This window comes from Prosthecobacter sp. GW821-HT29F12, assembly GCF_058803405.1.
Window position 1 is genome coordinate 5,888,059 of record NZ_CM179517.1, and the last position, 26,895, is coordinate 5,914,953.

At 61.6% G+C, this 26,895-nt stretch carries 10 protein-coding genes; 6 read left to right on the forward strand and 4 right to left on the reverse strand.

Translation table 11 applies throughout. The annotated features are described in order from the left end of the window. Positions 1 to 93: 93 nt before the first annotated feature. On the forward strand, positions 94 to 14,394 hold the full coding sequence (locus AC3RLQ_RS24460) for a beta strand repeat-containing protein (protein ID WP_493031263.1): 14,301 nt from the start codon (positions 94 to 96) through the stop codon (positions 14,392 to 14,394). A gap of 267 nt (positions 14,395 to 14,661) precedes the next feature. Here the strand turns inward: AC3RLQ_RS24460 and hflC are convergent, their stop codons facing one another. From hflC to AC3RLQ_RS24475, 3 genes are read right to left on the reverse strand one after another with little or no spacing between them, the layout of a single operon-like run. Further along, complete coding sequence (gene hflC / locus AC3RLQ_RS24465) at positions 14,662 to 15,714, reverse strand: protease modulator HflC (protein WP_493031264.1); 1,053 nt, start codon at positions 15,712 to 15,714, stop codon at positions 14,662 to 14,664. After that, the gene (hflK, locus tag AC3RLQ_RS24470; RefSeq protein ID WP_493031265.1) at positions 15,711 to 16,712 is read right to left on the reverse strand and encodes an FtsH protease activity modulator HflK; all 1,002 of its coding nucleotides are present in this window, start codon (positions 16,710 to 16,712) and stop codon (positions 15,711 to 15,713) included. Before hflK ends, hflC begins: the two co-directional genes overlap by 4 nt. Before the next feature lie 37 nt (positions 16,713 to 16,749). Next, on the reverse strand, positions 16,750 to 17,718 hold the full coding sequence (locus AC3RLQ_RS24475) for an NAD-dependent epimerase/dehydratase family protein (RefSeq protein ID WP_493031266.1): 969 nt from the start codon (positions 17,716 to 17,718) through the stop codon (positions 16,750 to 16,752). A gap of 57 nt (positions 17,719 to 17,775) precedes the next feature. Between AC3RLQ_RS24475 and AC3RLQ_RS24480 the strand changes: the two genes are divergently transcribed. Beyond that, positions 17,776 to 18,648, forward strand: a complete 873-nt coding sequence (locus tag AC3RLQ_RS24480; protein ID WP_493031267.1) for an NAD(P)-dependent oxidoreductase — start codon at positions 17,776 to 17,778, stop codon at positions 18,646 to 18,648. A 322-nt stretch (positions 18,649 to 18,970) separates the two neighbouring features. On the opposite strand, the gene AC3RLQ_RS24485 is transcribed toward AC3RLQ_RS24480, so the two are convergent. Continuing rightward, on the reverse strand, positions 18,971 to 19,726 hold the full coding sequence (locus tag AC3RLQ_RS24485) for an SDR family NAD(P)-dependent oxidoreductase (RefSeq protein ID WP_493031268.1): 756 nt from the start codon (positions 19,724 to 19,726) through the stop codon (positions 18,971 to 18,973). Between the two features lie 225 nt (positions 19,727 to 19,951). Between AC3RLQ_RS24485 and AC3RLQ_RS24490 the strand changes: the two genes are divergently transcribed. The 4 genes from AC3RLQ_RS24490 to AC3RLQ_RS24505 all read left to right on the forward strand — a co-directional run bounded on the left by AC3RLQ_RS24490 (position 19,952) and on the right by AC3RLQ_RS24505 (position 26,849). Then, positions 19,952 to 21,316: a DUF1501 domain-containing protein gene (locus tag AC3RLQ_RS24490; RefSeq protein ID WP_493031269.1), complete on the forward strand. Its 1,365-nt coding sequence runs from the start codon at positions 19,952 to 19,954 to the stop codon at positions 21,314 to 21,316. 5 nt (positions 21,317 to 21,321) lie between these two features. Continuing rightward, positions 21,322 to 23,739, forward strand: a complete 2,418-nt coding sequence (locus tag AC3RLQ_RS24495; protein WP_493031270.1) for a PPC domain-containing protein — start codon at positions 21,322 to 21,324, stop codon at positions 23,737 to 23,739. 83 nt (positions 23,740 to 23,822) lie between these two features. Beyond that, positions 23,823 to 24,596: a GxxExxY protein gene (locus AC3RLQ_RS24500; RefSeq protein ID WP_493031271.1), complete on the forward strand. Its 774-nt coding sequence runs from the start codon at positions 23,823 to 23,825 to the stop codon at positions 24,594 to 24,596. A 54-nt stretch (positions 24,597 to 24,650) separates the two neighbouring features. After that, a complete protein-coding gene (locus tag AC3RLQ_RS24505; protein WP_493031272.1) occupies positions 24,651 to 26,849 on the forward strand; it encodes a DUF1549 domain-containing protein in 2,199 nt (732 codons plus the stop codon). Positions 26,850 to 26,895: the final 46 nt, after the last annotated feature.

Here is a 26,895-nt window from a genome sequence, read left to right on the forward strand (position 1 = left end):
TCAAGCTGATCAGTCTACACAACCTGTCTGATCATTTGTGCGGTGCCTTGCGCCGTTCAAAAACCGCCCAACCCGAACTGTTTCATCCCCTGCATGAAGGCCACTCATCAGCTGCTTCGCGTCCCCGTGTGGTGCCGTTTCGCTGCTTTCACTCTCTTGGTGTGTCAGTTGGAATCCACGCAAGCAGCCTCTTTCTACTGGGACACGGACACCACCACGGCTGGCAACAACGTGGATGGCACCGGCCTCGGCGGCACCGGTGCATGGGATCTGACGACCTCAAACTGGTGGAATGGTGCAGCACTTGGCCTCTGGCCCAACACCGGTGCGGACACGGCCATCTTCAGCGCGCCCGTGACACTGCTGCCCATGTTAAGCACAGTGACCCTTAGCCCTGGCATCACCGCCGGTCAGTTGTCGTTCCTTCGCAGCGGTTACACACTCACCGGCGGCAGTCTCACTCTGGCTGGCGGTTCGCCTACCTTGAGAGCGGCCTTGGGAGAAAGCGCCACCATCAACACTCAGATCCTCGGCACAGGAGGACTTACGATGCTGGGAGGAGGCACCATCCGCCTCGGCAGCAATGCCAATGCCTACACAGGCACCACCACCATCAGCAACGGTTCGCTGGTCATCACCAATCAAGGAGCACTCGGCGCTGACACCTCGGCCATTGTTGTCACGGGCTTCAATCCGGTGATCGCCTCCACCAATTTGCGTGGCTTTGGCGGCGGTTCGTTGGTGTTGGACGGCAGCGCCGGCAGCATCACTCTCACACGGGATTTGTTGCTACAGGGGCAGGGGCCCATCTCCGATCGTGGCGCCGCTCTCATCAGCACCGGTGTCAACACCCTCTCGGGCTCCGTCACCATGGGCGCCCCGTATGTCACCACCAACCTCAGCACCCGCATCATCTCTGCGGATGGCGTCCTCAATTTCACCGGCACCCTGAACGTGCTCGGCACAGCCGCGACGACCATCAGCTCCCTCGGCGGCACCAATCAGGCCGGTGCCAGTTTCTACAACATCTCCGGCGTGCTCACGGGCTCGGGAACTCTTGAAGGCAGTGGCGGGGGTACGCTCTATCTCCATCCCACCGACTCTTCCGGCTTCTCCGGCACCATCCGCGTCAGCGGCAGCGCCGCCAGCGGCCAGAGCGAGGTCCGCATCGGCTCATCCAATGTCCTCGGCACTCGCACCGCCGGCACCACCAGCGCGGTGCTCGACTTGAATGGCGGCGTCCTCGCCGTGCTCATGGACTCTCCGGATGTCAAAGTCTCGAACGGCACCAACGCCAATGTCTATTTCCGCGCAGCCAGCACCATTTTTGCAGACCACGCACCGAACAGTTCGGCCAAGGACCAGACGGTTTCTTTCGGCAACTTGTCCTATGAAGACGGCATCACGCTCACCTTCAACAGCCGCAACGGCTACGGCATGAGTTTCACCACCGCACCGGTCAATGGTGGCAACGGCGATACCACAATGACCAACAACCTCCAAGGTGGCGCGCTGCTCACCTTCACCGGAAATTTCTGGAGCAACACCGAGAACACCGGCAATCGCACCATGACCATCAGCGGCAATGGCAACACCCTGATCAATGGCAGCGTCAATGGCGCCTCCGCTGGTTTCGCGCACAACCTCACCAAGTCCGGCACGGGAACCCTCACCATCACCGGCACAGCCTCGACTCTCGATGGCGCCGTGAGCGTGAGCGGTGGCACACTGGCCGTCAGCGACTGGCGCGCCATCAACAACAACACCGGTGCCATCAACATCGGCAGCAGCGGCACTGCGGCGATTCTGAGCATTGTCGGCAACAATGTCCTCCAGGCCAATTTGACCACCAGCAAGGTCATCAATCTCGCCGGCACCACCGGCGGCGCCACCATCCTCGCCAGTCAGACCGGCACCAGCCCCGGCCTCATTCTCAATGCCGACTTCGCAGCCACCGGAGGTACCTCGGCCAATGTGAAGACCTTGACCCTGGGCGGCACCAGCATAGCACAGAATACCATCAATGGCATCATCTCCAACAACGATGCAGGAGGTCTCGTGAATCTCACCAAGGTCGACTCCGGCACCTGGGTTCTCGCAGGCGCCAATGCGTTCACCGGCACCACCACCATCACCAACGGGATCTTGAAGCTCAAGGCCAACGCCGCCGTCTCGACGATCATCGCAGACACCTCCGCGATCACTTTCAATCAGGTCAACCAATACGCAGGCGGCACCCTGGAGTTTGTCGGGCAGGCCAGTGCCAGCAACGTGGAGACCCTGGGGGTGCTGACCCCCGCTCTCGGCTCAGGCACCATCAAGCTCACTCCCGGCAGCGGTGGCACCGCCTCGCTGGTCTTTGCTTCACTCGGCACGGTGGGCGGCGGCAGCACCGTAAACATCGTGGCTCCCACCAGCAGTGACACCGTCTCGTTTGCCTCCACAAGCATCACCAACAACATCGCCAATGCCGGGCTCTTCTATAACGGTTCAGACTTCGCCTTCGTCCCCGGTGCCGGGCTGGCCGTGCGTGCGCCCAATTATTCCAGCGACGCAGATTTCGCCACCAGTGCCACCGCACTGACCTCGGGCCAGAGCAATGAAATCACCGGCAGCTTCAGCAATGCAGCCGTCACCATCGACTCACTGAAAATCAATGGAGCCCAGGCCCTCAACATGACCGGCCTGCTCACCATTCGCACAGCCGGCGCCTCAAACGCCTCCGGCGGCATCATCCAGACGGGCGGCTCCGGCTCCATCTCGGGAACCGGCGTCACCACAGGCGGCAGCGGCGTGCTGGTCATCAACGTGGACGGCGGCGCCAACACGCTGACTTTCAATGCGCCCATCACCAGCACCTCGACAGGGGGCTTCACCAAGGTCGGCGCGGGCACGCTGATCCTTGCCGGTCTCAACGCGCAAACCGGCGTCAACTCGATCAACGAGGGCACCGTTCAGCTTGCCACTGGAGGCCGCTTGAGCGCGGGCGGCTCCACCGCAACTCTCTCCATCCGCCAGGGCGCCATTTTGGATCTGAACGGAGTGAATGTCTCCATCGGCATCGATGACTTCAATAACAACGGCACCGTCTCCAACACCAATGCTGCAGCAGTGACCCTCACCATCGGCAGCAGCAACGGCGTCGGCACCTCCTTCGGCATCATCGATCAGACCAACGGCGTCATCAATCTCACCAAGCTCGGCACCGGCGCGATGTCATTCAACGGCCTCAGCACCTACACCGGCATCACCACCATCAGCTCCACCGGCATCCTCACTGTGAACAATGTGGCGGACGGCGGGTTCGCCAGCGGCATCGGCGCAGCTAGCAATGCGGCGGGCAATCTCGTCTTCACCGGTACCAGCGCTACTCAGGCCTATGGCGGTCTCAGCTTCGCTGGCACCACCAATGATTCCACCGATCGTCTCTTCACCTTCAACGGCGGTACCAGCGGTGGTGCACGCATTCAGGCCAATGGCGTCAACGGAGCCACGCTGAGTTTCACCAATACAGGTGCCCTGGCCTTCGGCGCTGCCGCCACAGGCAATGCCCAGGGCCTCGTCTTGGGCGGCGCTTCCACAGGAGACAACTTTTTCGCCCCCATCATCAATGACAACGGTGCAGCCCTGACTTCGCTCTACAAGGCGGATGCCGGTGTCTGGATTCTGGGAGCGGTAAACAACTACTCCGGCGCTACCACCATCACCGGCGGCCTCCTCTATGCCAACGACGGCACAAGTCTCCCCACAGCCTCCAATCTCGTGCTGAACGGCGGTTCTCTCGCCACCACCGGAGCCTTCGTCCGCACCCTCGGCACCGGTGCCGGTCAGGTGCAGTTCGTGGGCACGGTTGCCAGCGGTTTTTCTGCGGGCGCTGCCCCGCTCACTGTGGACCTCGGCAGCAATCCCATCTGGGGCAGCACGGCCGGCTTCCTGGATGGCGGTGCCTTGCTCTTCAATGCCATCTCACAAACCGTGAACGGCATCGCCTTGTCCGACGTGACGATGCTCAACGGATTTCAAATCACCAAAGGCGCCTCCATCTCCGGCCTGTCTCTCACCACCACCGCCGGCAGCGCCACCGTCAATCTCGCCTCCGGCACCACCGCCGGACTCACCGCCGGCCAGACGATTTCCGGCAACCCCGCCATCCCCGTTGGCGCGACGATTGCCAACATCATCAGCGCCACACAGTTCACCCTCAGCAGCGGCACTGGGGTGCTTGCCGCGACCGGTGTTTCCTCCAGCTTCTCTGGCGACGGCTACCGTCAGGTCAATGTGGGCGACTTCACCACCAGCGGCTCAGACTTCGCCACCATCAGCGGCGTCATCTCCGGTGCTGGCAATCTGGCCAAGGAAGGCGCGGGCATCCTCAATCTGCGCGGCGCCAACACCTACACCGGCCAGACACTGGTGCGGCAGGGCACCCTGGCCGTGGAGACTCTGGGCAGCAGCGCCACCCCAGGCAGCTCCAGCGTCGGCGACTCCACTCTCGGCAACACCAGCGCCGGCGCCATTCTCCTCGGCAACGGCACCACCACGGGCGGCATTCTGGAGTACGTCGGTCTCGGTGAAACCAGCGACCGCTACATCCGCCTCAACACCACCACCGCCAGCAATCAAATCCATGCCGATGGCGTGGGCCCCTTGATTCTCACCAATGTGGCCAACGACCTCGTGCTTGGAAGCAAGGTCCTCCTCCTGCGTGGCGTCAATGCCTCCGGCAACATGATCACCAGCGTGTTGTCCGACAACGGCGGAACCCTCGGTATTCAGGTGGACAGCTCCGCCATGTGGATCCTCACCAACAGCTCCAACAACTACACCGGAACCACCACCTTCACCGCCGGCTCCCTCGGCATCGGCGATGACCACGCTCTCGGCACCAGCACTCTCGACTGGAGCAACGGCACCTTGTTCTCCTACGGCGCAGACCGCACCATCAGCAACGCCGTCCGTCTCATAAACAACACCACCACCGCCTTCGCGGGCGACTACAGCCTCACCACCACCAGCGTCTTCCAGTTGCTCCAGTCCGCGAACAACTCCGGCCTCAACAACAACGTCGCCAGCGGCAAGGCCCTGACCTTTGCCGGAGTCACCTCCGACCTCATGACCGCCAATCGCGCGTGGACCGTTGACGGCTCGGGCACGACGATCATCAACGGCGCTTTCACCACCTCCACCGCCTTCGGCGTCGTGCTCACCAAGACCGGTGACGGCGTCCTCCAGCTCAATGGCACCGGCTCCACCTACAACAAAAACAGCGCCCTCACAGACATTGATCGCGGCACCCTCCGCATGGGGGCGGACAACGCCATTCCTTCCGGCGCTGGATTTGGCGGCGTGGCCCTCAGTCCCGAACTCGCCAATGGCGACACCGCCACCTTCGATCTCAACGGCACCTCCCAGACCATCAATGGCCTCACCGCCAGCACGGACGGCACCGCAGTCATCGACAACACATCTTCCACCGCCGCCTCCCTCACCTTCGGTGCCGCAGACTCAGCAGTCAGTTACGGCGGCGGTGTCGGCACCTACTCCATCCAAAACAGCGGCGGCGGTGCTCTCTCCATCACCAAGACCGGCACTGCGGCGGCGGTCATATCCAGCGGAGTCACGCTGACCTACACCGGCACGACGAACGTGAACGGCGGTTCGCTGACCATCGGCTCATCGCTCAATGGCACCACCGGTCTCAGCGTCACAAACGGCTCCACACTCACTCTCACCGGCGGCATCGCCGCCCCCGCTGTCGTCACCAGTGTGGTCGTTGACAACGCTTCCTCACTCAATCTTCTCAACGGGGCAGGGGACAGGCTCAATCAGCTCACCATCCTCTCCCTCGGTTCCAGCGGTGGAACCATGACCACCCTGAATTTGAATGTCGGTGACGGCGGCATTTCGGGAGACAACGCCACCACCGACCTTCTCGGACTTCTCGCAGGCGGCACCCTGCAGCTCTTTGCCGGAAATCAGATCAAACTGAACCTCAGCGACACCGGCCTCAACGCATCCCAAACCTACAACCTCATCTCCTCCGCAGACGGTGGTCTCATCACCGGACCCCTTGGCGCCAGCGATTGGATACTCGGTTCTACCCCGGGTGGTTTCAGCTCCATCACCATCCATCAAACGGACAACCTCATATCCATCACCACCGGCACCCTCATCACCGGCACCTCCTACTGGCGCGGATTGACGGACACCACCTGGAACGGCAACGTCAACAACTGGTCCCAGGATAAAGCAGGCACCATCGCGGCGCTCTCCACTCCGGGCCAGGGCACCGATGTCATCTTTCAGTGGAATGCGCCCACCAGCGCGGCGGTCTCCACCACCTTGGAGCAAAGCTTCAAGATCAACTCCCTCACCTTCGAGGCCGCCACCATTGGCGCAAACACACCGACATCCGTCACCATCGCCTCCGGCATCGATCCTTCCTTCCGCCTCAGCATCGCCCCGCAGGTCGCCACCGATGGCATCAAAATCACCGCCGGCGGTCCGGCCACGGTGAATATCACCGCTCCCCTTCGCATCGTTTCGGATCAGACTTGGAGCGTGGCGGACGCAGGTTCCGTCCTCTCCCTCGGCCCCCTGTTCGGAGAGGCCGATGTCATCAAAAGCGGCGCGGGCAAAGTGACCCTCACCACCGCGGCCGATCTCACCTTCAACACCACTGTCACCTCGGACTTCACCATCAACGCAGGCACGTTGGAAATCCTCAATGCCACCGCTTTGGGCAGCACCGCCAACAGCAATCTCGCCACCATCACCGTCAACACCGGCGGTGCCTTCTACTACAACGGCGCCGCCAATTCCGCCGCCACCGGCGTCGCCAACAAACTGACGCTGGCCGGCGGCACTCTCTCCGCAGGCGGCAATGCCGGAAACAACTACTACACCGGCACCGTGAGTGTCAGCGCGGGTTCATTCATCAACATGCGCGGCTCCAATTCCACCGTGCTCACCGCCACTCAGGGAAATGTGGTTCTCAGCGGCGTCGTCAGCGGCGCTGGCAGTCTCACCGTGGACTCCATCAGCACGCTTTCGAGTGGCAACCAGCTGACGGGCACCCTCTACTTCCAGTCGGACAACAGCAGCTGGTCCGGCGGCATCAATCTCATCCGCGGCACCGTTCAAACTCAGACCGTCACCGGCCTCGGCACCGGAAACATCACCGCCAGCGCCGGCCGCATTCAGTTCGTCACCGCCGGCGGCACCACTTACAACCTCGGCCAGAACATCACCGTGGATGGCCCCGGCGGTATTCTCGAATTAAGCGCAGACGCCTCCGGCACACCCGTCAGCGACATGACCGTCAACCTCAGCGGCATCATCACCATCGGCAGCGCCGCCAATGCAAACAACGCCCTCCGCATCAGCCAGGCCTCGGACAACTTCAGCATCATCAACATCACCAACTCCATCGTCCTCGGCAACAACGCCAGCCTCAGTTATCAAGGCTCGTCCGTCCGGCCCTTGATCATTTCCGCCGTCATCTCCGATGGTGGTTTGGGCCGCAGCCTTGCCATCAATGACGAGCTCGGCGCCTGGGCTGTCACCAGCCAGACCATACGCCTCCTCGGAGCCAACACCTTTGGCGGCGACATCTCGCTCAAGGAAGGCACTCTCGAATTCAACACCGTCACCAACATCGGTGGCGCTGCCAGCAGCCTCGGTCAGGGCTCGGCCATCAACATCACCGGCACATCCATCCTGCGTTTCATGGGTGACACCAGTCAGTCCACCAACAGGGCGCTCACCTCCACGGCCAGCTTCACCTTGGATGCCAGCGGCACTTCGGGGGCCGTCATCACCTATGCCGGTGCCATCACTCAGGGTGTCGACAACAGCCTCACTCTCACTGGCACCGGAGAAGGTATCATCAGCGGCGGCATCTCCCAGCCCACCGGGACATCCGTGGCCGATCTCAATGTGAATTCCGGCATCTGGACCCTCCGCGACAACACGGTAACCATCGCCGATGATGTGATCGTCACGGGTGCCTCCACCGTCCTGAACCTCAACACCACCGGTATCCTTCTGGCCTCCAACCCTGCGGGAACCAGCAGCGGTCTCTACGCCCGCACCGGTGCCATCATCAATCTCAACGCGGATGATGTGAATGGCGTCGCCAACAGCGGCGGTCTCGACTTCATCATTATCGGCGACTCTGGCGGCCCTCAGACCGCCATCCTCAACACCAACACCTTCAACATCACCACCCTGCGTTTCGACGTCGGTCAGCGCGATGTCGGCCTGGTGGGCCAGATCGACGGCACCGGCACGGTCACGGTGACCGGTGGCGACATCAATCTCTACACCGGCACCATCAGCGCCAACCTCGCCAGCAATGGGACAACTGGGTTGGAAAAATTCGGCCTCGGTACCATCACCCTCAAAGGGGACAACAGCGGCCTCGCCTCCACCGGCAACAGCATCCTCTACGAAGGCACTCTGGTGCTCGATTACACCGTCAGCAACGCCACCAAGCTCCGCACCGGCTCCGCTCTTGAAATACTCGGCGGCAATCTCATCCTCACCGGCAGCGCCACCTCCGCTACCAGCCAGACCGTGGCCAGCACCACTCTGGACGGCAGCTCTTCCAGCGACAACAGCGGTGCCAGCACCATCACGCTCAATCCGGGAGCCGGGCAGGAAATAGTGCTAAACCTGGGGGCCATCACCCGCACATCCACCAACCGGGATGGCACCATCCGCTTCATTCTGCCTTCCGGTACACAGAGCGCCACCAATGGCTTCACCACCTCCACGCTCAACGGCACGCAGGGTCTGCTCGGCACCAGCGCTTTCGCCACCGTGGATGATGGCACCGGCGTCTGGTTCGCCACCAACGCCACCAACCTCGCCGGTGGGAACATCGTCGCCCTCGTCTCCACCGTTAAAAACGATGTCTCCACCTGGGCTGTCGCTGATCACATCACCGACGACACCACCGGCTTCACCGGCACGCTTCAGGGCCTGAACATCAACAGCCTCCGCTTCAATGCCGTGGCGGGTTCAGATTTGATCATCGCTCCGGGCGGCGTCCTCAGCATCGCCAGCGGCGGCATCCTTGTCACCAGCAATGTCGGCGGCACTCCCAGCATCCAGGGCGGCACTCTCGCTTCGGGCGTCACAGAGCTCATCATCACTCAGGACAGCGCCCAGACCTTCACCATCAGTTCGGACATCCGCATCAATCATGCAGTGACCAAGTCCGGCACGGGCACCCTTCTCCTCACCGGCAACAACGTTTACACCGACGAAACCGAAATCCTGCAGGGCACCCTTCAGGTCTCTGGCGGCAATGCCATCGGTGACAGCTCCATCGTTTCCCTCAGTGCCTATCAGGACACCACCTTGCAGCTGCTCGCTGACGAGACCATCGGCCGTCTCTCCGGTGGCCAGCGCGCCACCAATTCTGACAACGGCACCGTCGCCGTCGGCACCCACACCCTCACCATCAACGAAGTCTCCAACACCACCTATGCAGGCTTCTTCACCGGGACTGGTGGCATCATCAAACAGAGCGCGGGTAATCTCAATCTGACCAACCTCAGCACGGGATTCACCGGCATCTTCACGGTGGCGGGCGGCACCCTCCAGCTCAGCGGCAGCGGTCAGCTCAACGCCTCCATCATCCGCGTCAGCAATGATGGGTCCCTGCTCATCGACAACAACGGCACCACCCGCTCCGGCACCCGCATTCTCGACACCACCACCGTCACCCTTGACTCCGCAGACGGCACCTTCAACGGCCAGACCATTGTGCGTGGCCTCGCCATCCGCACTGATCAGGGCGCGACCACCAGCGAGACCATCGGCAGCCTGAATTTTGCCTCCGGCTCAAACTATCTCAGCGGTGAAACGACCAACTCCACCGGCACGGCCCTTTCCGCGATCACTGCGGATGATTTCATCCGTCTGAACAATTCCACGGTCAATGTCCGCGGCCGTTCACTGGGGCTTACAACTGGCAGTCGCAATCAGTTCCTTATCGGTACCGCCGCAAACCAAACCGCTTTCATCGCCACCATGGTCGGTGGCGGTGGCCTCGCCGGCAGCACCAACATCAGCATCGTGCCCTGGGCTCTGGGTGAAACCACCAGCGGCGCTCTCACCGCTGGCAACATGGGCAACTCCCTCGTCACCTACGTCAGCGGGGCTGGCTTCCGCCCCCTCGATCTCACCACCGAATACAAAACTCTCGCTCTCGCTGGCGCGACTGACAACGCCCGCGAATCGCTCTCCGCTGACCTCACCGGACTTGGCGGCAAGACGATCAATTCTCTGGTCCTGAACAACGCCGCGACACCTGCTCTTAATGTTGCTGGCTCCGGCGCTGGCCAGTCGTTCGGAGTCACCAGCGGCGCGCTGCTCTTCACCGTCACCGGTGCGGTGACAAACACCGCCTACACCACCACCCTCGGCGGCTTCGACAACGGCATCACCGTGGGAAGCACCAACGAGTACGTCATCAGCGTCATCAATCCAAACTCCTCCAACAGTTTGACCACCGGCTCCACCACCTTTGGGAGTACCATCGTCACCGTGGCCAGCACCACCGGCCTGCAGGCGGGGATGCCGGTTTTCGGCGCGGGCATTGCATTGGGTGCCACCGTCCTGAGCGTGACGGATGCCACCCACTTCGTCATGAGCCTGCCGTCCATTTTGACCGCCAGCAGCCAGACCTATCAATACGCCCCCCTTGAAAACCTCACGGCCAGCATCAGCTCCCCGCTGACCTCCACGGCGGACATCACCAAATCCGGTCGTGGCACCTTGATCCTCAGCGGCGTCAATACCGCCGGCGGCGGTACCATGAAGACCACCCTGAATGAAGGCATTCTCGAAATCACTTCTCTCGGCAACATCGGCGGCACCACCGGTTCACTGGTCTTCGCCGGTGGCACGCTTCGCCTCGGTGCTGGCTTCACGGATGACATTTCATTGCGCACGATCCTCTTCCTCCAGGGCGGTGCCACCATTGACACCAATGGCAACGATCTCGCGCTCGCCCGCTCAGTCGGCTCAGGTGTCGGCGGACTGACAAAGACCGGTGCTGGAAACCTGACCCTGAATGCCGCCGCCACTTACACCGGAGCCACCACGATTGCCGGCGGGACCCTCACTCTCGGTGCGGACAATGCCACCGGTGTTGGCGGTGATCTCAACATCGGAGCCGGTGCTACTCTGGACATGGTCATCTACAACATCACCGCCGGTCTCGTGTCCATCTATGGCGACAACCCGGCCATTCTCGGTTCGGGCTCCATCACGGCCAGCGCCGGCTTCTACTTTGGAAGCACCAGCAACATCGGTGTGGACACCGTGCTGGCAGGCGCAGGCGGCCTGCTGAAAACACAGACCAGCACGCTCACCCTTTCTGGCTTGAGCACCTTCGCCGGTCCTGTCGAAGTTCAGGCCGGCACCCTCAGCTTTGGCTCCATCACCAGCGTGGGCGGCGGTGCTAGCTCGCTGGGCAGTGCTTCCACGGCTCAAAACGGCGTCATTCACATGGGGCTTGGCTCGACTGCCACCACCCTCATCTACACCGGCGGCGGCAGCATCAGTGATCGCACCATCGGCATGCAGGGCACCACCGGCGCTGTCACCCTGGATTCTTCAGGCTCCGGTGCGCTCGTGCTCGGTGGCGTCCATTTTGAAACGGCAGGCAACAAAACGCTCACCCTCAAGGGACTCTCCGATCCACTTCTGGCCAACACTCTGGGCAGCCTCAATGAATACGGCCTTGGCGTTCTGACCTTGGTCAAGTCAGACACAAATACCTGGGTCATCAGCGGCACCAGCTCTTACTCCGGCGCCACCAGCATCAACGACGGCATCCTGCGTTTCACTGCAGACCAAAACCTCGCGGGTGCGTTGAACTTCGGCACCGCCAATTCCATCACCACCGCAGGCACGCTGGATCTCTCCACCGCCAGCGCCACCTTTGCCGGAAACCTTCTCGTGCAGACAAACACAGCGGTGGAAACCAATCAGATCCTCATCGGGGCAGGGGAGACTCTCACCATTGGCGGCACGGTGACACTGGGCGGCACAGCCACCAACTCCACGACCCTCTTCTCCGCCTCAGGTGCGGGCACCTTCAATGTCATCAACACCACCGGCACAGGTCTGACCTTCCTCGTGGGCAACAACGGCTCCACCAACATCACCACCGCCGACTTCAGCGCGCTGGCCACCTTGAATGTCTCCCTCAACACCACCAGCGGCATTCTTCAGGTCAGCAGTTCCACGGGAACAAACAGCACGGGATTCGCCGCTCTGATCCTGGCGCAAAACACCACCATCACCGCCAGCGCTCTCACCGTCGGCGGCGGCGGTGCCTACAATGGCAACGCAGGACAAATCAACTCGCTCAAATTCGGCACCGGCACCAACGTCATCAACGTCAACGCCGTCAACATCGGCACCGGCTCGCGTGATTTGGGTTCCATCACGTTCCTGAATTCAGCTGGCACAGTCACCATTCGCGCTGCCGACGGCGTAACTGCTGCCGCCTTTAACTTGGGCAGCGGTACCAGCGTCACCGCAGCACTTCTGCCAGTGGGCAATCGGAACACTTTTGATGTCTCGGGTCACAATGCGGATCTGCTGTTCAGCGCTGTGTCCATCGGCACACAAAACGCCAGAACCGGACCCATGGACAACCTCTTCGCCTTCGACACCGGCACCCTGATCACCGGCAATCTTACCATGGGTTCGAAGACCGCCGCTGGCAACAGCACCAACGTCATGAATCTCGGTGGCGGCGTTGTCACCATCGGTTCCGGCACCGGCATCGCCGCCACTCTCGCCAGCAACACCAGCACCGGAGCAGTAAGCTCCATCATCAACGTCACCGGCGGCACGGTCACCATCGGCTCTGGCGCAGCTCAGGCCCTCATTCTTGGCAACAGCAACACCAGCACCGGTTCCACCACCACCGCTCTCAATGTCTCCGGTGGCACAGTCACCCTGGCCACCACTGGCGCCACCGCCGTTACCATGGCCAGCGCCAATGCTGGCACTGCCACCGCCACCATCTCCATCACCGCCGGCACTCTCACCGTTCAGGGAGACATCCTGCGTGGCACCGGCTCAGGCACCCGCAACGCCACCCTCACCCTCAATGGCGGCACGCTCGACATGACCGGCAAATCCATTGGCGCTTCGACCAATGCCATCACCTTCAATGCCCAGTCCGGCACTCTAACAAATCTCGCTGAATTCAATGGCGGTGGCGCCTTCACCAAGACCACCGCAGGCACCCTTTACATGGATGGTGTGAACTCCTACACCGGCACCACCACGGTCTCGGCCGGCATCCTTCAGTTCCTCCGTGAGACAGCACTTTACAACAACACCTCCGCAAGCTGGACCGCCGCCAACATTACGGTCAGCAGCGCTGCCACCGCCGCCTTCAACGTCGGCGGCACCGGCGAGTTCACCGCTGCAGACGTGGACATCCTCAAGTCCCTAGGCACCTCCACCGGCGGCTTCACCAGTGGCTCCTTCATGGGTCTCGACACCACCAACGCCTCCGGCGGCAGCTTCACTTATGGCGGCAGCATCGCCGACACCAACAGCGGCGCAAACAGCGTGGGCCTCAAAAAACTCGGTGCCAACACCCTCGTTCTTACCCAGACCAGCACCTACTCCGGCACCACCACTGTCGCCGCAGGCACCTTGCAGGTGGGGGATGGCTCAACCGGCGCTCTCACCGGCTCGGGCATCGTCACCGTCAGCACCGCCGCCACACTCTCCGGCTCCGGCAGCATCGCCGGTGCCACCGTCATCACCAGCGGTGCCGTCCTCGCCCCCGGCGTGGGTGCCACGAGCACCAGCAATCAAACCCTCACCTTCACCGCGGCGGGCACGGCGGTGAACGTCAACAATGGCGGCCAGATCCAGCTCAGCCTCACCTCCAGTTCCCAGGTCGATTCGGCCTTCGATCTCTCAGGCAGCGCTCTCTCCTACTTGAACACCCACGGCGGAGCCACCGGCACCGCCTACACCACCATCTGGAACCAGTCAGGCAATTACGACAGCATCAGATTGACCAACGGTACCTTCACTCTGGGTTCCACCGCAGGCGGCACCCTCAAGCTCCTCAACAACAGCGCCACCCTCGGGGCTGGCAGCATCTTCAAACTCCTCGACTGGACCACCGTGGGCACCGCAGATTCACTCGCCGGCTCCGGCTCCTTCACCCTGGCAGATCTGGACCTCTCAGGTGTGGCTCTCGGCTCCGGCCTCTCTTGGGACACCAGCGCCCTCACCACCTACGGCGTCATCGTCGTCGTCCCCGAACCCTCCCGGCTCCTCCTTTTCCTCCTCGGCCTCTCCGCCTTCACACTCCGTCGCCGCCGCAAAGTTACCTGATCAGCTTGGTCGGAGCATTTTGAAATGACTTCATGGCCCTTTTAGCTCCATGACATGATGCGGTCACAAAGCGAATCCCCTCTCCCCGCCGATATTATAGCAATGCCCAAGAGATCCTTGGGGGAGAGGTTGGGTGAGGGGTATCCCACGAATGGCGGCCGCTATCTCCTCTTCGTTCACCATCCACCCAGCGCCGTTCCGTAGTCCTGGCTTCCCTGTCCTCCGTAGCTTTAGCGAAGGAGGAAGCCCGTTCCGGCTCAAGCCCCCTCACCGCCCCACTTCCATCAACGTCGGCAGCTTGTGCAGCGGCGTAAACTCCCCGCTCGCCCCCGCCGCCGGTTTGACCGCCTGCGGATTGCTCGACTTCAAGAAGCGAAACAGCTCGCTCTCCGTCGTGAAAATCATCGTCGTATCCGCCGTGATCAGCTGCTTGTACGTCTCCATCGTCTTCAAAAACTCAAACAACTGCGCAGCCTCCGGCGTCTGGTTGTACGCCTTCGCATAAATCTCCGTCGCCTTCGCATCCGCCGCACCTTCCATCTCCTGCACCTTGCGATACGCCTCAGACTCGATCGTCGCCAGATCACGCTCACGCTCCCCGTTGATCTTCGCCGCTTCGCCTTCGCCTTCCGCACGGTGCAGCTTGGCAATCTGCTCACGCTCGGAAATCATCCGCTGGTGGATCGACTGGCTCACCGAAGGATCGTAGTCGATGCGCTTGAAGCGCACATCCAGCAGCCGGATGCCGTACCCCTCGATCTTCGGGATCGCGTTTTTGAGCACTTCCGCCTCCAGCTCCACACGGCCATACGTGATCGGCGGCAGCACCCCCAGGCGCGAATCCGCACTCGATGGCGCGCTGCCGACGGTCGTCGTGTTGGCCACGTCACGGATCGCTTTGCGGTCCTTCGTCGTCCGCACCGCTTCGATGAAGTCATGCTTCGCAATCACGATGCGCGTCTCGCTCGCCAGGATGTCATCCAGCCGCGACAGCGCACGTCGCTCGTCCGTGAGCTGGCGGAAAAAAATCAGCGGATCGCTGATCTCCCAGCGCCCAAACACATCCACCACCACGATGACCTTGTCCTTTGTCGTCATGTTGGCCGATGGCCCGTCCCATTCCAGCACCCGCTTGTCCAGTCGGTTCACCGTCTGGACAAATGGCGTCTTCCAGTGCAGTCCCGCCTTGAGGATCGACTCTCCCACCGGCTTGCCAAACTGCGTGATCACCACCTGCTCCGTCTCGCTCACGGTGTACAAACCGGAGCTCACCACGATCCCCAGTGCGAGGACAACTATCAAAACAAGAGAAGCTTTCATCGTGTGGCAGGGGCAGGGTTGGTTTGCGGTTCCGCCTGGCGGAGATTCATGAGCGGTAGAAACGAGGAGGCCTTGTCATCCAAAATGATCTTGCCCGGCACCTGAGACAGCACCTCGCCCATCGTCTCCAAATACAGGCGCTTCTTCGTCACCTCCGGCGCTTTCAGGTACTCCGCCAGCACCGCCTTGAATCGCGCCGCATCACCCTCCGCTTCATTCACGCGCTTGGCCGCATAGCCCTCCGCGCCCTTGATCTTCTGCTCCGCCTCACCACGCGCCTTGGGAATGATCTGATAATAATTTCCGCTTGCCGTATTGATCGCAGACTCCTTCTCCTGCTTCGCACGGTTCACATCGCTGAAGCTCGCCTGCACATCGGCCGGCGGATTGATATTGCCCAGCTGGATCTGGTCAATCCGCACCCCCATGTTCAGTGTCGCCACCAGTTCACGCAGGCGTTCAGCGCATCGGGTCTCCATTTCCTGCCGCCCAATCGTCAGCACCTCATCCACCGTTCGGTCACCCACCACCTCGCGCATCACCGCCTGGGAAAGATCACGCAGCGTGGGCACCGGCTCACGGAAGTTAAACACATACGCCACCGGATCACTGATGTGATACTGCACCACCCACTCCACCAGCGCCGTGTTCAGATCGCCCGTCACCATCGTCTTTTCCTCTTCCTGATCGCGGGCATCCGCATACTGGTATGGATTGGTCGCTCCCTGCGTCCCAAAGCCAAACTCCAGCTTCTGCTGCCGCAAAATCTCCACCAGCGTGATCTGGTCGATCCCCCACGGCAGCTTGAAGTGCAGCCCCGGCGTTTCCGTCTTCAAGTAACCCCCAAACCGCTGCACCACCGCCACCGACTCCGCCGGCACCTGATACACCCCCGAGAAAATACCGACCGCCAAAAAAAGGCCCACCAGCCCCGAAAGTATCAGGCGCGGGTTGAAGCTGATCTGCGGCGCATTCGCAAAAGGTCGTATCTCACTCATGCGGTGAGGCTACTGCATTCCCCGGTCGCGGCAAAGCCTACTTCATTCCAAAGTCTGCCACATATTGTTCCACGATCACCTTCAGCTCCGGCGGCCTCGGCAGGCCAATCGCCTCCGCCCGCGCGCCGTCCACCTGCTGCGGCCAGTTGTCCACGATCCCCTGAATCCGTGCATCAAACGCATCCACAATCGGCCCCAGCGTGATCCCTTTCTCGGCCGCCACCTCCTGAATCACCTTCTCCGCAATGTTCGGCGTCACCCGGTGCGCCGGCAGCACATACGCCCGGTCCTTGCCCAGCTTCTCCTCCGCCACTTCACTCAAAAAGATGAACGACTCAATCACCGTCCGATACCCCGTCATCGGATGCGGCTGATCCCGGCGGATCGGCAGCAGGCACGCCTCGCCATTCAGCGGCTCACGAAACATCCCGCTCGCCCAGCTCGAAGCCGCCGCATTCGGCTTGCCCGGCCGCACGATCACCGTCGGCAGCCGCACACTGCGTCCGTCAAAGTGCCCTTTGCGCGTGTGGTCGTTCACCATCATCTCGCACATCGCCTTCGTCATCCCGTAGGTCGTCTGCGGCAGTTGCTTCGTCAGGTCAGACATCAGCTGCGACATGTCGATGCCGCCATAAACCGCCACGCTGCTCGCAAACACCACCCGCGGCCGCCCTTCCGCCGCACGCGCCGCCTCAAACACATTGCGCCCGCCCTCCAGGTTCACCCGCATCGCATCATCAAATCTCTCCTCACACTCCCCGCTCACCATCGAGGCTAGGTGAAAGATCACATCAAACTTCGCCCCCGTCGTCGCCAGCACCGTCGCCCGGTCACCAATGTCACCCTTCACATGCTTCACCCGCGCATCCGTCGGCTCCCCACGAAAAAACGCATCCAGCAGCACCATCTCCGTGATCGCCTCGCCGCACCACGTGCCGCGGTCCAAAAGTTTCTGCGCAAGTTGGGAGCCAAGGAAGCCGCCGCCGCCGGTGATGATGATTTTCATGAGTTGGTTGGGAAGGAGTTTGCCATCAGGCACCGCCTGATGTGAGTTCGCCCCGACATGAGCAAGCCACTCGCAGGACACAAGATCGGATTCGTCGGACTCGGCAACATGGGCCGCGCCAATGCACGCCACCTCCATGAAGCCGGAGCCGACGTCGTCGTCTGGAATCGCAGCCCCGCCCCCGCAGAGGCCGCCGTCGCCCTCGGCATGCGCCGCGCCTCCTCCCTCCCGGACCTCGCCCGCGAGATCGGCCCCGGCATCATCTGCATCAATCTCACCATGACCGACGTCGTCGAAGCCGTCGTCTTCGGCCCCGGCGGCCTCATCGAAGGCCTGCACCCAGACGCCCTCATCATCGACTTCGGCACCACCGGCGTCCCCGAAACCAAACAATGGGCCCAACGCGTCAACTGGGTCGACTCCCCCGTCTCCGGCGGTCAGGTCGGCGCCGAAGCCGCCACCCTCACCATCATGGCCGGCGGCAGCGAATCCAATTTCCAGCGCGCCCTCCCCATCTTCCAGGCCGTCGGCAAAAACATCACCCACCTCGGCCCCGTCGGCAGCGGCCAGGTCACCAAATTGGCCAATCAGCTCATCGTCGCCCAGACCATCGATGCCGTCGCCCAGGCCCTCCGCCTCGCCGAACTCTCCGGCGTCGATCCCGCCCTCGTTAGAAAAGCCCTCCTCGGCGGCTTCGCCGAAAGCCGCATCCTCGATCTCCACGGCGACCGCATGGTCCGCCGCGACTTCGCCCCCGGTGGCCGCGCCACCCTCCAGCTCAAAGACGTCCGCCTCATGTCCCAGCTCGCCGACTCCGTCGGCCTCGACTCCCCCACATTGAGAAACTCCCTCGCCCAGTGGGAAAAATTCGTCCACGAAAAACACCTCGGCGACCTCGACCACAGCGGCCTCTTCCGCCTCTACGAGTAGAGCGAACTCGATGCCGCTGTGGCGAAGCAAAGTAGCCTTGTTCCTGTGGAACAAGGAAACGCTCCGCTTCTCCCCAAACGCTTAATACCAAAAGAGCTGGAAAAAGGTCTGGAGAGAGTAAGACCGTTCAAGACCTCACAGCGCCTCGCACAGGCGCCAGCATAGTGGTCCGCACAGTCCCTGTGCGGCGCTCCGTCATCACCGTTCACCAGGTGCGTCTGCCAAACGCTCCGCCGCACGCCTCCGGCCAATTTACAATTCTCAGTTTTCAGTTCCCAGTTTACAATCTCTGCCGGCACCGCCCACGCGCCTGACGCCCCCCTCACGAATGCATCACCTGCCCCCCATCAATATTGATCGTCTGCCCCGTGATGTTCTTCGCATGATCTGACGCCAGAAACGTCGCCATCGCCGCATACTCCTCCGGCATCTGCCAGCGGCCCAGGTGGGACACCTTCTTGATCTTCTCCGCCGCCCATTCATCAAAACTCTGCCGCTTGTCCTCCGGCAGCTTCTTCTGCCCCGCAGCCCAGATGCTCTGATTCAGCTCCGTCTTCACCATCCCCGGTGCCAGCGCATTCACCCGCACATTATGCGGCCCCAGATCCTTCGCCGCGCACTGCGTAAAGTTAATCAGCGCCGCCTTCGAAGCACTGTACGGCGGATCCGTCTGCGACCCCATCTGCCCCGCCACAGACACTAGAAACAGCATCGATCCTCCACCGCTTTCGATCAGCCTCGGCGCAAACGCATGCGCCACATTCACCGCGCCGATCAGGTTCACCTCCAGCACTCGCGCCCAGTCGTCGGGCTCCAGATTCCAAAACGGAAACCCAAATTTCCCCGACCCAATGCCCACGCAAAACACCACGTGGTTCACCCTCTCAAACTCCCCTGCAAAAGCCTTCACCCCCTCATAGTTCGCCACATCCCCCGCAGTCACAAACTCTGCCGTCTTCTCCCGGTCAAACCCCCGCACCGCACACCCCTCCGCCACAAACCCATCCGCAATCGCCCGCCCAATACCACGCGCAGCTCCAAACACAGCAACCGCCTGCCCTTCAAGATTCAAATTCATCCCCCACTATGAAACGGCCTCTCCACTTCTGCAAAGCTCACCTGCAGCCATGACCGCAAACTCCCACCCACCGCACGTTTTGTAGTACCGGCTTCAGCCGGAATCTGGAAGCTCAGCGCACCCTTCGCCAACCCTCCCCCCGAGTTCTCGGGGTCCCGCAAGGAAACCCAGCCTCAGTCAGTAAACTCAGCTACCCGTTTCCCCGCAATCCCCGTCACCAGCCACATGAAAGCCTCCACCCCCTCCGGCTGCTCCGGCTTCCGCCAGATGAATCTCCACCGCCGCGAGGCCATGCGCATCGGCTTCTGCAGCGCCCTCGGTCTCAGCATGGCCGATCTCCTCAAACACGAAGCCCGCGCCACCGTCGAGCCCGGCTTCTTCAAAGAAGGAAAAGCCAAAAGCATCATCCACCTCCACCTCCCCGGCGGCATGGCCCAGCAGGAATCCTGGGACCCCAAACCCGAAGCGCCCACCGAATACCGCGGCGCCTTCGGCGTCGCCAAAACCAAGACCGGCGAAGTCTTCAGCGAGAACTTCACCCGCCTCTCCAAAATCGCCGACAAGCTCACCATCGTCCGCTCCGTCACCGGCAAAATCCCCGATCACCAGCAGGCCACCTACCACCTCTACACCGGCTACACCCCCACCACCGTCATCGACTACCCGCAGATGGGCAGCGTCGTCTCCCATCTCATGGGCGTGCGCAAAGGCATGCCCCCCTACGTCGCCATTCCCTCCATGCGCGGCTTTGAAGGCGGCACCGGTTTCCTCAGCAGCAAGTACGGCCCCTTCCAGCTCAACGCCGACCCCGGCGCCAAAGGCGAGTTCAAAGTCCGCGACTTCAGCATCCCTGACGGCGTCTCCATGCAGCAGTTCGAACGCCGCAAAGCCGCGCGCGACATCGTCGAAGGCCAGCTCCGCAAACTGGATGCCGACATCGACAAGGTGAACACGATGGATGACTTCTACAAAAGTGCCTACTCCCTCCTCACCTCGGACGCCGCCCGCAAAGCCTTCTCCCTCGCCGACGAAAACGATGCCACGCGCGATCTCTACGGCCGCAACTACGAGCTAAAACAACGCGCCCCCGCCGCCGTCGGCGAGCGCCTCCTCCTCGCTCGCCGACTCGTCGAATCCGGCGTCCGTTTCGTCAGCGTCAACTACGGCTCCTGGGATTCCCACGTGGACATCAAAGGCACCTGCATCGAGTTCATGCCCGCCCTCGACCACGCCATCTCCGGCCTCATCACCGATCTCGATCAGCGCGGCATGCTCGACAGCACCCTCGTCATGGTCACTACCGAGTTCGGCCGCACACCCAAGGTCAACATGAGCAATGGCCGCGACCACTGGGCCCGCGTCTACTCCATGCTCCTCGCCGGCGGCGGCATCACCCGCGGTCAGATCTACGGCGCCTCAGACGCCACCTCCGCCGAACCCGCTCGCGACGAAGTGAAGCTCGAAGACTTCCTCGCCACCGTTTACAACCAGCTCGGCATCGACTCCAACGAGGAGCTCATGGCCTTCGGCGGTACCCGCCCCATCGAAATCGTCAAAGACGGCAAAGTCGTCAAAGGCATCATCTCCTAATCGCCATGCGACTTTTCACCGCCCTCATGGGTTCAGCATGCCTGCTCACCTCGGCCTTCGCAGGCCCCATGGTGCATCACATCGAGTATGTCACGCCTCGCGCCGGCCAGCGCGGCACCACGGTCGAAGTCACGTTGGAAGGTGCCTTCATCAAAGAGGCGCGGGAGATCCTCTTCTATCGTCCCGGCATCCGCTGCATCGAACTCAAAAGCCTGCCCTCGCTGCCCGAGTCCCGTGGCACCATCCACGGCGGTTTCATTCAAGACAGCGTGCAGGCAAAGCTTCAGATCGACGCCGACTGCCCGCTCGGACTGCACCCCTTCAAGCTGCGCACCGCCACCGAGCTCACCACGCTCAGCACCTTCGCAGTGACTCGCTTTCCCATCGTCAAAGAAGCACAGGAAGACCAACCCGTGCCGATGAACAGCGCGGTGCTCGGCCGCATGGACACAAATCAAGTCGGTGATGTCGATGTTTACCGCGTCACCGGTCGCAAAGGCGAGCACCTTTCCGTGGAGGTCGATTCCGTATGGCTCACGGAGAAGTTTTACGCCGGGTCCGAGTTCGACCTCACCGCACGCATTCTCGATGCCAGTGGCAAAGAACTCGCCCGCAATGACGACAGCGCCCTGCACCTGCAAGACCCCGTGCTCAGCACCATTCTCCCCGCCGATGGCGAATACCGCGTCGAAATCAAACAGCGCATCTTCACCTCCGGCGGCAACGGCTACTACCTCGCGCACATCGGCTCAAATCATCGCCCCCTCGCCGTGTATCCCGCCGGTGGCATGAAAGGCGAAAAACTTGCCGCCACCCTTCTCGGCGATCCCGCAGGCGACGAGGCCATCCAGGTCACGCTCCCCGCACAAGCTGGCGACTTCGCCTTCAACGACACCATGCCCTCGCCGCTGATGATGCGCGTGAGCGAGTTCCCCAATGTGCTCGAAACCAAAGAGGCCGATGAAACCACCGTCACCGCCCTCCCTGCTGCTTTGAACGGCCGCATCGAAGCCGCCAATGATGCCGACACCTTCCGCGTCAAAGCCAAAGCAGGTGATCGCTGGCGCGTGCGCGTCTTTGCTCGGTCATTCGGCACGCCGCTCGATCCACGACTCACCATCCGCAAAGCCGACGCCGAAACCGATGACATCACCGCAGATGACTCAACGCTCCCTGATCGCGATCTCTGGGCCATGTCACGCCAGATTCAGCGCAAGGAACTCATGGATCCCGCGGTCATCTGGGAACCGAAAACCGATGGCGATTACCTCATCAACATCACCGACATGCGCGGCCTCGGCGATCCCACTTCCGTTTACCGCATCGAGGTCGAGCCCGTCCGCGATGAGATCAACACCTTCATCCAGGCGCGCGTCATCGACATGGTCGAATGTCCACGCCTCACCAGCATCGCCGTGCCACAAGGTGGCCGCTGGACGGTGAATGTGAATCTCATCGATGCCCCCGGCACTCGCTACAAAGGCGAACTCGATCTTGTCGTGCATGGCTTGCCCAAGGGCGTGCGCATGATCGCTCCGCGTCTGCTCGCCGGTCAGCGGCAGGTCCCGGTTCAGTTCATCGCCGACGCCGGCACCCAGCCACAGACCGCGCTCATCTCCATCACCTGCAAAACCACCGATGGCACCCCACTGCTCAGCCGCTCGCAGCAGTCCTTTCCCTTCCTCGGCCACAGCGGGGGTCACGCCTGGCATTCCTTCGTCGTCAATGACTACGCCTTTGCCGTCACCGAGCCTGCCCCTTATCAAATCGATGTCGAGCAGCCGACCATCCCGCTTTCCCAAAACGGTGAACTCACGCTGCCGGTCAAAATCACCCGCCAGCCCGGCTTTGATGAAGCCATCGAGCATCAGTTCGACTGGGTGCCACCCGGTGTCGAAGGCGAGCCCACACTCACCATCCCAGCAGGTAAAAACGCAGGCACCCTGCGCCTCAGCGCCAGCACTTCAGCCGTGCCCGGCACCTATCGCCTCGCCATGACCGCCTCCACCGCAGGCGGCTCCTATTACCTCGGCGCGGGCCGCATCCGCGCCTCCAGCGCCTTCATCGACATCACCATCGCCCAGCCCTACATCGCCCTGAAGAGCAATCCCACCGCCGTCCGTCGTGGCGAAAAAGCCCAGGTCGTCTGGGACATCGAACACAAAAAACCCTTCGAAGGCGAAGCCACCGCCACCCTCCTCGGCCTCCCCAAAGGTGTCACCGTCATCAACACCCCCAAACTCAAGTCCGGCGACAAACACCTCACCTTCGAAATCTCCGCCACCCCCGAAGCCCTCCTCGGCCAGTACAAAGAACTCAGCTGCGAAATCACCGTCACCGAACACAACCAGCAAATCCGCCAGCGCACCGGCAAAGCCATCCTCCGCGTCGACCCCGCCCTGCAACAAGCCGCTCTGAAATGAACACCTTCTTTTCGGCAAAAGGAATGAAGGAGCAATGGAATGACTGAATTTTTTACTTTCGATTGATGCCGATTCACTGCGCCATGCCCATCGCCAATCTGACGCGCGACGAGTTTATTGAGCGCGACGATCTCGTCATGAAATGCGCCTATGCCACGCAGAACAATCTTGGACGGCTGTGCGATGAACATGTGTATGAAAATGAGTTGGCCAGCCGATTGCGTGCCGCTGGAATGAAGAACGTCATGACACAAGTGCCGCTTCGAGTAACTCATGGTTCGTTCACCAAGGAATATCGCCTCGACTTGGTGGCGAGCGATGCCGTCTATGAACTGAAGACGGTTGAACACTTTATCCCCGCGCATGACGCCCAAGTGTTCAACTACGCCATGTGCCTCGGCATTCGCTGCATCAAACTGCTCAACTTCAGCGATCACAAAGTAAATGGAAAACTGCGCATGGCTCCGGTCACAACAGCCCAGCGTCACGCATGTAAGATCACGACAAACGGCTGGCAGCCACTTTCGGCAAAATGCCGTCTTCTCAGAGACCATCTCACCTGCCTTGTTGATGATCTCGGCGGCTTCCTCGAAGCCAGTCTCTATCGGGAGGCCCTGTCATGCCTTCTCAACGCTCCCGAAACCCGGCTCACCGTAACCAGCAACGACATCGAACTCGGCACCCATACACTGCCAATGCTCGCCGGACACACTGCCTTCCACGTCAGTTCCTACACAACCTACATCGAGCAACAGCGCCCCCACCTCCAGCTCCTTCTCGCCTCATTACCTCTGAAGTGCCTCCACTGGATCAACTTCAATCACCAGGACATCACCCTGACTACTCTCCTCCAGTAAAGCCATAAATTCAGTCTCCGGAACATTCCCTTGCTCCTTCATTCCTTTGCCAAAATGAAACCTCTCTTCCTCGCCCTGCTATTCCCTCTCTCGGTCATAGCCGATGAAGCATCAGCCCCCAGCTTCCGCCGCGACGTCATGCCCATCCTCTTCCGCTCCGGCTGCAACCAAGGCACCTGCCACGGCTCCGCTCGCGGCAAAGACGGCTTCATGCTCTCCCTCTTCGGCTACGATGCCAAAGGCGACTACTACCGCATCACCCAGGAAATGGTCGGCCGCCGCGTCAATCTCGCCGCCCCCGAGCAAAGCCTCATGCTCCTCAAAGCCACCGGCAAAGTCCCCCACACCGGTGGCGAGCTATTCAAGCCCGATACCAAATACTACCAGACCCTGCTCAACTGGATCGCCGCCGGCGCCCCCGACGATGCCGCATCCGTCCCCCAGCCTGTCGAAATCACCCTCGCACCCGAGCGCCTCGTTTTCGAAGGCGGTAAAGGCACCCAAAAGACCACCGTCACCGCCCGCTACTCGGACGGCACCAAACGCGATGTCACCGACCTCGCTCTCTTCGCTTCCAACAACCCCTCCACCGCCAAGATCGACAAAAACGGCGTCGTCACCTCCACCGGCCGGGGCGACACCCACGTCTTCGCCCGCTTCAACCGCTTCACCATCGGCTCCGAAGTCATCGTCCTTCCGCAGGACAAAAACTACCAATGGACGAATCCCGTCGCGAACAACTACATCGACGAAATCATCCACGACCGCCTGCAAAAACTGCGCCTCCTGCCCTCCGAAATCTGCGATGACGAAACCTTCCTCCGCCGCGTCTTCCTGGATCTCAGCGGCGCTCTGCCCACCACCAAGGACTACCAGGAATTCATCGCGGACACATCCAAGGACAAGCGCACCGCCCTCATTGATCGCCTCCTAAAAAGCGAAGGCTTCACCGACCTCTGGACGGACCTCTGGGCCGAAATGCTCCGCGTCAAAGGCGGTGGCTACGCACCGTCCGCCACCGATGTCAAAGCCGCCGACGTCTACTACGAATGGATCCACGATCAGATGGCAGAGAACCGTCCGCTCAATGAATTCGTCGCCGATCAAATTACCGGCACAGGCAGCAACATCAACAGCGCCCCCGCCAATCTCTACACCATGCTCGTGCATGATGTCCGCGTCACGCCCAAGAACCTCGCCGCCGACTTCTCCCAGCTCTTCACCGGCGTTCGCATCCAGTGCGCCGAATGCCACAACCATCCCTTCGATCGCTGGACCATGGACGACTACTACGGCTGGGTCAGCTTCTTCACCGGCATCCAGCGCAAGCTCGGCGTCGAGCCGCGCGAGTTCTATGTCTTCAACGACCTCTCCGCCTCACCCGCCAAACACCTCGTCGATGAACGCCCCATGCTCCCCACCGTGCTCGGCGGCGAAAGCAGCGTGCCAAAGGGCAAAGACCCCCGGCAGGCCCTCGCCGCCTGGCTCACCTCACCCAAGAACGAGCTCTTCACCCGCAACCTCGCCAACCGCATCTGGGCCCACTTCATGGGCCGTGGTCTCGTGGAGCCCCTCGACGACATGCGCGTCAGCAATCCGCCCACCAACGGCCCCTTGCTCGACGCCCTCGCCCAGCACCTCGCCGACTCCAAGTTCAACCTCCGCGCCTTCATCCGCGACATCACCACCTCGCGCACCTACCAGCTCTCCGCGCGGCCCAACAAGACCAACGCCGACGACACCCGCCAGTTCTCCCGCGCCCAGCTCCGCCGCCTGCGCGCCGATGTCCTGCTCGATGCCATCGTCAAAGCCACCGACGGCGAGCGCGGCTTCGTGTATTTCCCGAAAGGCACCAAAGCCGTCCAGCACTACCCGCGCACCCCTGGCGATACTACCCACGCGATGACCGGAGATCCCTTCTTCGAAACCTTCGGCCGCGCCGGACGCGCCAGCGTCTGTGCCTGCGACACCAAGCTCGAACCCACCCTCTCACAAACCCTCCACATGGTCGCTGGCGACACCGTCCAAAGCCAGGTCGGGGCAGGGCAGGTCATCGAAAAACACCTCAAGGCCGGCACCCCACCCGAAACCATCATCGAAAACCTCTACCTCCGCTCCCTCAGCCGCAAACCCAAGCCCGAAGAACTCAAAGCCCTCCTCGAACTCGTCGGCAGCGACACCAAAGACCGCAAACCCTACCAGGACATCTTCTGGAGCCTCCTCAATTCCACCGAGTTCCTCTTCAATCATTGATCCATGCACGGGCTGCTTCCAAAAACCGTGCCAGGCGCATGGCTGT

What these genes read in the sequence shown, in the direction of transcription:
- AC3RLQ_RS24495 (WP_493031270.1), top strand. Translation starts at nt 21,322, where the DNA reads ATGCGACTTTTCACCGCCCTCATGGGTTCAGCATGCCTGCTCACCTCG.
- AC3RLQ_RS24460 (WP_493031263.1), top strand. Translation starts at nt 94, where the DNA reads ATGAAGGCCACTCATCAGCTGCTTCGCGTCCCCGTGTGGTGCCGTTTC.
- hflK (WP_493031265.1), bottom strand. Translation starts at nt 16,712, where the DNA reads ATGAGTGAGATACGACCTTTTGCGAATGCGCCGCAGATCAGCTTCAAC.
- hflC (WP_493031264.1), bottom strand. Translation starts at nt 15,714, where the DNA reads ATGAAAGCTTCTCTTGTTTTGATAGTTGTCCTCGCACTGGGGATCGTG.
- AC3RLQ_RS24490 (WP_493031269.1), top strand. Translation starts at nt 19,952, where the DNA reads ATGAAAGCCTCCACCCCCTCCGGCTGCTCCGGCTTCCGCCAGATGAAT.
- AC3RLQ_RS24500 (WP_493031271.1), top strand. Translation starts at nt 23,823, where the DNA reads ATGCCCATCGCCAATCTGACGCGCGACGAGTTTATTGAGCGCGACGAT.
- AC3RLQ_RS24475 (WP_493031266.1), bottom strand. Translation starts at nt 17,718, where the DNA reads ATGAAAATCATCATCACCGGCGGCGGCGGCTTCCTTGGCTCCCAACTT.
- AC3RLQ_RS24485 (WP_493031268.1), bottom strand. Translation starts at nt 19,726, where the DNA reads ATGAATTTGAATCTTGAAGGGCAGGCGGTTGCTGTGTTTGGAGCTGCG.
- AC3RLQ_RS24480 (WP_493031267.1), top strand. Translation starts at nt 17,776, where the DNA reads ATGAGCAAGCCACTCGCAGGACACAAGATCGGATTCGTCGGACTCGGC.
- AC3RLQ_RS24505 (WP_493031272.1), top strand. Translation starts at nt 24,651, where the DNA reads ATGAAACCTCTCTTCCTCGCCCTGCTATTCCCTCTCTCGGTCATAGCC.